A 7,870-nucleotide genomic window follows, 5' to 3' on the forward strand; every position below is an offset into this window, starting at 1 on the left:
AAATAAAAATTTGGAAAACGTTTTTAAATGGTTGTGGGTGTGGGCAAAGCCCACAATACTTTAAATAATACAAAGTTTTGATAGCCAAACAGCTTGCTGTTTGGTGGCTTAATCACAACAGCGATAGCCTTATGATTGCGATAGCAATACAAAACAAAAAAGACATTCTTTTTCTACTTATAAATTATTTCTTATTTTAAAAGGCTGTCGCCTGTTTTGTCAAGCTTTGCTTTAGCACACAAATAGCGTTGCTGTTTGTGCTTGAAAATTTGTAATAAGCATAACTTTTCTTGGGCTTTGCCCAAACCCACGAGCCTTTAAAAAGGCTCGACCTAAATTTTATGTTAATTATCCGAAGCTTTCAGCAAAACCATAATTTATCTCAGTTTTGATAAAGAATAAACTATCTTTTTTAATGAAATGTTAATAACTATGTTAAAGATTGTCACACTGTCACAAAAAAGCAAAAAGCCTTGCTTTCACTAAACGAAAGCAAGGCTTAATTCTTTGCTGAATTTTTGCAACGAAAAATGCCGTTCTATAGTAGAACGGCATTGATTTTCGACTGTCTGTATTAGTTTGCTCTGGTAACCTTACCTGAACGTAAGCAACGGGTGCAAGCATATACACGCTTTGGAGAGCCATCAACAATAGCCTTTACACGCTGTACATTAGGCTTCCAAGTTCTGTTGGAACGTCTGTGTGAGTGAGATACCTTGATGCCGAACTTTACATCCTTACCGCAGAAATCACATTTTGCCATGCGTCTGCACCTCCTTAAAAATCATTTTTCACATCTAACTTTGTTATAATAACAGAAAATGAAGAAAAATGCAAGTGTTTTTTCAAAATTTCTTTTCTTGTTTTTTTATTTGCTTTATTATATAATAGTAATTATATATAGCCTTAGTTTGCTTTTATCTGTATAAATCACGCAAAACATTAGATTTTATGCGGCTTTATGGATTTTTTAAAGAATTTGTGCAATCACTTTTCTAATTGCAGCTAATAAATGAAAAATATTTAATTTTTGGAGGATAATTATGTTACAGCAGATTTTACATGGCTCGTTTAGTATTACTAATGTTGTAGCCTATCTTGTAGCAGTTTTACTTATTATATTTTTGATTTTGCCGTTCCACGAGTGGGCACACGCATTTGTTGCTTATCTGCTTGGCGATAAAGAAGCGAAAATGCGTGGCAGATTAACCCTTAACCCTGTAAGTCACATTGACATCGTGGGTGCACTGGCTATGATATTTGTCGGCTTTGGATGGGCAAAGCCTGTGCCGATAAATCCTAATAACTTTAAAAATCCTAAGGTGGGTATGGCTATCTGTTCGTTGGCAGGCCCTATAGCTAACCTTGTGGCGGGTTATTTGGGACTTGTAATTTACTATATCCTTGCATTTTGCTTTCCTACTTTCTTTTTCTTAAATGAAATAGGCATTGCCATTAAAAGCTTTTTCGCTTTTTATGCGTCTTGCAATGTCAGCCTTGCTGTGTTTAACTTAATTCCAATACCACCGCTTGACGGCTCAAAGATTTTATTTGCATTTTTGCCGTACAAGGCAATCGCTTTTATGACAAAGTACCAGACAGTATTTTCACTTGCTCTCATCTTTGTGCTTTTCACAGGAGGACTAAGCAATGTACTCGGCTTTGCCACAAACGGTATATTCAGCTTCCTGAACGATATTGCATACGCACCGGTTAACTTTTTTGCAGGATTATTTTAAGAGGTAAAAGCTATGGAATCACAGCCTATGCAATACAAGCTTGAGGCGTTTGAAGGCCCGCTTGATTTATTGCTTACCCTAATTTCAAAAAATAAAATAGATATTTACGATATTCCGATAGCCGAGCTTATTGAGCAGTATCTTGAACAAATCAAGGTAATGCAGGAAAATCAGCTTGATATTGAGTCAGAGTTTCTCACAATGGCATCAAGACTTGTGTATATCAAATCTGTAATGCTGTTGCCTAAATATGAGGAAGAGGTTGAAGAACTTAAAAAAGAACTTACCGGACAGCTTATTGAGTATGCAATCTGCCGTCAGATAGCTAAGAAATTCAGCGAGATTTACGATTATGACAGTTTTTTCAGAGAGGCGTCGCCTGTTGAATATGACCTTACATACAACCGTATTCACCCAAGTGAGGACATTGCTAAGGCATATGTGAGTGCTGTGGGCAGAGGAAAAAGCAAGCTGCCACCGCCTGAGTCTGCATTCAGCGTAATAGTAGCAAGAAAATTTGTGTCTGTCAGCAGCAGAATTATCCATGTAATGCGTAAGCTGTGGAAGGGCAGAAGAATAGAGTATCAGGAGCTTTTTGATGCTTGCGAGGAAAAGAGTGAGCTTGTGGCAACCTTTCTTGCCACTCTTGAACTTGTAAAGGGAAAGCGTGTGCGAGTTGACGGTGACGGTGATCACGCTATTGTGTATATGATAGACAATAAGGAGAACAAAGATGTACGATAAAAAAGCGGCGGTCGAGGCAATACTGTTTGCCAGCGGTTCGCCTGTAGAGCCTGAAAAAATTGCTCAGGCTATAGAAATGAAGCCATCTCAGACAGAAAAGCTTATTTTAGAGCTTATGGACGATTACCAAAAGCAGGAGAGGGGCATAACAATAATTAAGCTGAACAAATCATATCAAATGGTGTCGGCTAAGAAATTTGCTCCCGAAATACGCAAGGTGATGGATTTACGCCGAAATACTCCGCTTTCTCAGGCGGCACTTGAGGTGCTTGCTGTGGTAGCATATAATCAGCCTGTTACCAAGGCTTTTGTTGAGCAGGTAAGAGGTGTTGATTGCAGCGGTGTTCTCGGAAGTCTTACTACAAAGGGTCTTGTTGAGGAAAAGGGCAGACTTGAGCTGCCGGGCAGACCTTTGCTTTACGGAACAACCGAAAACTTTTTGAGATGCTTTAATCTTGAAAGCTTAGAAAATCTGCCTCCGCTTCCCGAAAGCGACAAAAACGAAAATTCAGAGGATAACGCAGAAACTGCTGAAAATACAGAAAATGTTGATTCAGTTGAACATGGTGACGAGTAGTTTGTTTGAAGGTGACTGAAATGTTTGATTTTCCCGAACATGAGAATAATTATATATTCTCAAAATCAGATGACTTTACATTTTTTATAACAAGCAACAAAGGCTTTACACGATGCGGAACATATGAAGAACTTCATAAATCATGGCCTTACAACAAATATACAGATAAAATTCCGCAGGGATACGATTGTATTCATTTGGAAGAAAAATTGGTGCAGCTTGAGTACGGCAAGGCTGTTTGGGTTAATAAAAAACCTAATGAAGATATTTTATTCAAGGGATTTTTACTTAGCTTGGAGCGTGAAGAATATAGGCTTAAAGACAGCAAACTGTATAGTGTTATTAATTCAAATGAAAAAAGAATTAATTGTGTTGTAAACTCAAAGGGAGAGTGTATTCCTTTTGGTGATGATGGCTTGACTGAAAATTACGATGAAGCTCTCAGAGTAGCTGTTGAATTATCTAAAAACGAAAGTCTTAAGCCATGGTATAATCCACATGATAAAAAGCCGGCTGACAACGGAAAACCAATACACTATATGGTTTGCAGAGTTTTGAAAATATGTAATTGGCATTGATTTGAGGTGTATGTAGGTTATGGCATCAAGCAAAGAATATTTACAATTTATTTTAGGACAGTTATCTGATTTGGAAGATATTACATACAGAGCAATGCTGGGCGAATTTATTCTTTACTATCGTGGCAAAATAATTGGCGGAATATATGATGACAGATTACTTGTAAAGCCTGTAAAATCCGCTATTTCATATATGCCGACAGCTGTATATGAGTTGCCGTATGAGGGAGCAAAGGAAATGCTTTTAGTAGATGAAGTTGATAATAAAGATTTTCTGACAGGTTTATTCAATGCAATGTATGATGAATTACCGATGCCGAAGGCTAAAAAGAAGAGGTAGGCAATATTTTTATATTTAAAATATAAAGGGGAAGGGGGTTGTTAATACTGAACGGAATATTTTATTTTTCTTCAACCGGCAACAGCTTATATTTATCAAAAAGAATTAAAAGTAAACTTGGAGGAAAAATTATCTATATCCCTAATTATAAAGGTAATGCAAGTGAATTTGAGAAAATCATCGTTGTTTCTCCGATTTATTCATTTGGGTTGCCTGTACATACTTATAATTTTTTGCTAAATGTTAATAGTAATTCTAAGATATATGTTGTTTTAAATTATGGCGGTATGGCTGGTGGTGCAGATGTATTCACATATGATTTTGCAAAGGAAAACAACAAAAATATACTTGGCGTATTTAAAATGCTTATGCCTGAGAATTATACATTGACATTTTCTACACCAGGTATTTATAATAAAATGATACTAAAAAAATCATTGAAAAAAATTGATGATATTATTTTAAAAATAAAACAGAATGGTTTTTTTATACCTAAAAAAGTAAAAACAAATGAAAAAATTTATTTTACCAATAAATCTAATTGGCATTTAATAGCTGATGATTTTTCTGTAAAGAAAAATTGTGCTAAATGTGGAAAGTGCGTTGAAATTTGCCCTGCAAATAACATTGTTTTTGAAAATGGAGAAATTACATTCAAAGATAATTGCGTTTCTTGCCTTGGTTGCTATCATAGGTGTCCTCAAAAAGCTATTGTTTATAAGCATAGAAATAAGAAAGGCAGATATATAAATCCGTTTATCAATGAAAACGAAATAGGAATGAATTTTTGAATTTAAAAGGAAAATTAAGATGGATTTATATGAATTGATTGAAAATGAATTATTTGATAAAAAATCAATATCTGCTTTAATTTGGCTTATTGCTAATGGGCGTGAATTAGAAGCAAAATATGAAGGTCATTCAATTTTTATTTCTTCTTCAAACTTAAAGAACAAGGCATCAATTTTGGTTGATAAAAAAGAATATACATTTGATTCCATTGAGATTTTACTTCAGACGGCAAAAATTGATGAGAATAGGTTAATTGATGTTTGGAATGATGTAGACTTTGAATACTTGTATTAGTAAAAATAAATTTACTCGGAGGAGGTTTTGCCTTGCTCTGGCTGTATATACTGCTGGGGATAGTCTTATTTTTTATAATAATTCTTGCTATTCCCATAAAGGTTTGCGTAAGATATAATAAAAAATTCTTTTGCAGACTGCACATAGGCTTTGTAAAGATTATTCTTTACCCGCCTGTGCCAAAGAAAAAGAAACCTAAAAAGAAGAAAAAAAACGAACAGCCGCAAAAACCTGCACCTAAAAAAGAAGAAAAGCCTAAGGATAATTTTTTAAAAGAACTTGGACTTTCGGGCGTTGTAAATCTTTTTACAAAGATTACAGAGCTTGCCGCAGGTGTATTAAAAGACTTTTTTGCACACATAATAATCAAAAGCTTTGCATTGAGCATAAAGGTTGGCGGCAAAGATGCTGCCGATACCGCTATAAATTACGGCAAAGTATGCTCGGTGGTTTATCCGCTTACAAGTGCGGTTATAAGCTCAATGAAATATTCGCATTACGGTGTTGATATTTTACCTGATTTTACAGAGGGTGCGGAAACTAAGGTTGAGTTTTTTGCAATATTTAAAACAAGGGTAGTTCATCTTGTGAAAATTGTCTTTAAATACGGCTTTAAAGCACTGAAAATGCTTTTAGAGCTAAAGACAGCTACAGAAGATTAAAATATATGATATATAGCGTAGTAATACGCTGACATAAAGCGAAAAGGAGAATTACTATGGAACATCCTATTGGAAATCTTATGGACACTACTATGAACAAAATCAAGGAAATGGTAGATGTAAATACTATTGTTGGAGAGCCGATTACAGCTCCTGACGGCACACTTATTATTCCTGTTTCAAAGGTAACCTATGGCTTTGCGGCAGGCGGTTCTGACCTTCCTACCAAAAAGGAAAACAAGGATTGCTTTGGCGGCGGCAGCGGTGCAGGCGTTACAATTCAGCCTGTGGCTTTTTTAACTGTTTATCAGGGCGATGTAAGACTTGTTTCGGTTGACAGCAACGGCAGTACCGCAGAGGGTATTGTGGGTATGATTCCCGATGTTTTGCAGAAGGTAAAGGGAATGTTCAGCAAGAAAAAAGATGCCGACGATTTCTCGGAAATCACTCAGGACGATATAGATATGGTGTAATTTATAGCAAAGCCTCCGCATAAAATATTTCGGAGGCGAGCTTATGAAAAAAATACTTTCCGTTGTTCTTGTTGTGGTGACCTTTGTTTCTGCTACGCAGATTACTGCATTTGCACAATCCGACAAGCCGACAGTCAATGCTCAGGCTTGCGTGTTGTATTGTGTTGATGACGGAAAAGTATATTTTTCTATAAATGAAAATAAAAAGATGAAGCCTGCAAGCACCACAAAGCTGATGACTTCACTTATTACGCTTGAGTATGCAGACTCAGCCGACAAGGTTGTGACCTTTACAAAGGATATGACAGCCGAGGGAAGTTCAATGTACCTGAAAGTGGGCGAAAAGGTAAGACTCAGCGACTTGGCGGCAGGAATGATGATGGCATCGGGAAATGATGCAGCAAACGCAGCGGCAATTTCTATTGCAGGCAGTGCAGAGAAGTTTTCTGAACTTATGAACAACCGTGCGGCGGTAATCGGAATGAAAAACACCCATTTTGTAACGCCGAGCGGACTTGATGATGAAAACCATTATTCCACAGCATACGATATGGCTCTGCTGATGAGCTATGCACTTGAGAACGAAAGCTTTGCAAAGCTTACTTCTCAGAAAAAGGCTACAGTTGAGTTTGTAGAGCCTGTCTCAAAGAAAACAACCTACTCAAACCATAACCGACTGCTTTCTATGTATGAGTATTGTACAGGCGGAAAAACAGGCTACACAATGGCGGCAGGCAGATGTTTGGTATCCTCCGCAAAAAAGTACGGACTTACATTTGTTTGTGTTACGCTCAATGATAGAAACGACTGGAACGACCATATTGCTCTTTATAATTATGGATTTTCACAGCTTGCCTGCGTAGAATGTGACGATTCCGACTATTATCTTGAAATCCCCTGCACAGGCGGAGATGATGAAAGCATAAGCGTTACAGGCACAAAGGGCAAAAATGTTGTTGTGCCGTTTGATAAAAAGGGCAGTGTTGAGAGAACTGTATATGCCGACAATTTTTTGTATGCTCCTGTAAAGGACGGCGATGTTGTGGGCAGAATTGAATACACGCTTGACGGCAAAAAGCTTGCAAGCACAAATCTTATTGCTGTTGAATACAGCAATTCGCAGAATAAAACCAAAAGTATTTGGACTAAAATAAAGGAATTTTTTACATATGGCAAAGAATGAACCAATCAGACTTCAAAAATTATTATCACAATGTGGAATAGCATCAAGAAGAAAAGCCGAGCAGATGATTATTGACGGTCATGTAAAGGTGAACGGCAAAACCGCTCAGCTTGGCGATAAGGTAAGACCAACCGACAAGGTGTTTGTAAAGGGTAAGCGTGTGCTTACAAATGCAAAGCCGTCTTACCGCTATATTATGCTCAATAAGCCGAGAGGTTTTATTACCACAATGAACGATGAGCGTGGCAGAAAATGTGTGGCTCAGCTTGTTGAAGATGTCGGCACAAGAGTTTATCCTATCGGCAGACTTGACAAGGACTCGGAGGGTATGCTTATTCTCACAAATGACGGTGAGCTTGCAAATAAAATTATGCACCCTAAGAACAGTGTTTATAAAATTTACAGAGTTACGGTTCGTCCGTCTATTGACGAGGATCAGCTTGTAAAGCTTGAAACAGGCATTGAGCTTGACGGAGTAAAAACCGCAC

General features: G+C 37.1%; 12 protein-coding genes. 11 read left to right on the forward strand and 1 reads right to left on the reverse strand.

The window, feature by feature from the left end:
• Nucleotides 1-574: 574 nt before the first annotated feature.
• Entirely contained in the window at nt 575-763 is a 189-nt protein-coding gene (rpmB, locus tag ACJMMI_RS10220; RefSeq protein ID WP_022234957.1) for a 50S ribosomal protein L28, read from the reverse strand.
• Between the two features lie 280 nt (nt 764-1,043).
• Between rpmB and ACJMMI_RS10225 the strand changes: the two genes are divergently transcribed.
• The 11 genes from ACJMMI_RS10225 to ACJMMI_RS10275 all read left to right on the forward strand — a co-directional run.
• Nucleotides 1,044-1,739: a site-2 protease family protein gene (locus ACJMMI_RS10225; RefSeq protein WP_405355436.1), complete on the forward strand. Its 696-nt coding sequence runs from the start codon at nt 1,044-1,046 to the stop codon at nt 1,737-1,739.
• A 12-nt stretch (nt 1,740-1,751) separates the two neighbouring features.
• Nucleotides 1,752-2,483, forward strand: coding sequence for a segregation and condensation protein A (locus ACJMMI_RS10230; protein WP_405355438.1), 732 nt, complete (start codon nt 1,752-1,754; stop codon nt 2,481-2,483).
• Nucleotides 2,473-3,060 (forward strand): SMC-Scp complex subunit ScpB, encoded by a 588-nt coding sequence (gene scpB / locus ACJMMI_RS10235; protein ID WP_405355439.1) that lies wholly within the window; start codon nt 2,473-2,475, stop codon nt 3,058-3,060. Before ACJMMI_RS10230 ends, scpB begins: the two co-directional genes overlap by 11 nt.
• A 20-nt stretch (nt 3,061-3,080) precedes the next feature.
• The gene (locus ACJMMI_RS10240; RefSeq protein ID WP_405355440.1) at nt 3,081-3,638 is read left to right on the forward strand and encodes a hypothetical protein; all 558 of its coding nucleotides are present in this window, start codon (nt 3,081-3,083) and stop codon (nt 3,636-3,638) included.
• Between the two features lie 19 nt (nt 3,639-3,657).
• On the forward strand, nt 3,658-3,978 hold the full coding sequence (locus tag ACJMMI_RS10245) for a TfoX/Sxy family protein (RefSeq protein ID WP_405355441.1): 321 nt from the start codon (nt 3,658-3,660) through the stop codon (nt 3,976-3,978).
• Between the two features lie 38 nt (nt 3,979-4,016).
• Nucleotides 4,017-4,769 (forward strand): EFR1 family ferrodoxin, encoded by a 753-nt coding sequence (locus tag ACJMMI_RS10250; protein WP_405355442.1) that lies wholly within the window; start codon nt 4,017-4,019, stop codon nt 4,767-4,769.
• A 19-nt stretch (nt 4,770-4,788) separates the two neighbouring features.
• Nucleotides 4,789-5,064 (forward strand): hypothetical protein, encoded by a 276-nt coding sequence (locus tag ACJMMI_RS10255; protein ID WP_405355443.1) that lies wholly within the window; start codon nt 4,789-4,791, stop codon nt 5,062-5,064.
• Between the two features lie 32 nt (nt 5,065-5,096).
• A complete protein-coding gene (locus ACJMMI_RS10260) occupies nt 5,097-5,726 on the forward strand; it encodes a DUF2953 domain-containing protein (protein WP_405355444.1) in 630 nt (209 codons plus the stop codon).
• A 56-nt stretch (nt 5,727-5,782) separates the two neighbouring features.
• Nucleotides 5,783-6,199: a GerW family sporulation protein gene (gene ytfJ, locus ACJMMI_RS10265; protein WP_405355445.1), complete on the forward strand. Its 417-nt coding sequence runs from the start codon at nt 5,783-5,785 to the stop codon at nt 6,197-6,199.
• 43 nt (nt 6,200-6,242) lie between these two features.
• The gene (locus ACJMMI_RS10270; protein WP_405355446.1) at nt 6,243-7,382 is read left to right on the forward strand and encodes a D-alanyl-D-alanine carboxypeptidase family protein; all 1,140 of its coding nucleotides are present in this window, start codon (nt 6,243-6,245) and stop codon (nt 7,380-7,382) included.
• The coding region (locus tag ACJMMI_RS10275; protein ID WP_405355447.1) for a pseudouridine synthase at nt 7,369-7,870 on the forward strand (502 nt) is incomplete at its 3' end. The genes ACJMMI_RS10270 and ACJMMI_RS10275, both read left to right, overlap by 14 nt.

It is taken from the genome of Ruminococcus sp. (assembly GCF_045129435.1).
Classification (GTDB): Bacteria; Bacillota; Clostridia; order Oscillospirales; family Acutalibacteraceae; genus Ruminococcoides.

What these genes read in the sequence shown, in the direction of transcription:
- rpmB (WP_022234957.1), bottom strand. Translation starts at nt 763, where the DNA reads ATGGCAAAATGTGATTTCTGCGGTAAGGATGTAAAGTTCGGCATCAAG.
- ACJMMI_RS10225 (WP_405355436.1), top strand. Translation starts at nt 1,044, where the DNA reads ATGTTACAGCAGATTTTACATGGCTCGTTTAGTATTACTAATGTTGTA.
- ACJMMI_RS10230 (WP_405355438.1), top strand. Translation starts at nt 1,752, where the DNA reads ATGGAATCACAGCCTATGCAATACAAGCTTGAGGCGTTTGAAGGCCCG.
- scpB (WP_405355439.1), top strand. Translation starts at nt 2,473, where the DNA reads ATGTACGATAAAAAAGCGGCGGTCGAGGCAATACTGTTTGCCAGCGGT.
- ACJMMI_RS10240 (WP_405355440.1), top strand. Translation starts at nt 3,081, where the DNA reads ATGTTTGATTTTCCCGAACATGAGAATAATTATATATTCTCAAAATCA.
- ACJMMI_RS10245 (WP_405355441.1), top strand. Translation starts at nt 3,658, where the DNA reads ATGGCATCAAGCAAAGAATATTTACAATTTATTTTAGGACAGTTATCT.
- ACJMMI_RS10255 (WP_405355443.1), top strand. Translation starts at nt 4,789, where the DNA reads ATGGATTTATATGAATTGATTGAAAATGAATTATTTGATAAAAAATCA.
- ytfJ (WP_405355445.1), top strand. Translation starts at nt 5,783, where the DNA reads ATGGAACATCCTATTGGAAATCTTATGGACACTACTATGAACAAAATC.
- ACJMMI_RS10270 (WP_405355446.1), top strand. Translation starts at nt 6,243, where the DNA reads ATGAAAAAAATACTTTCCGTTGTTCTTGTTGTGGTGACCTTTGTTTCT.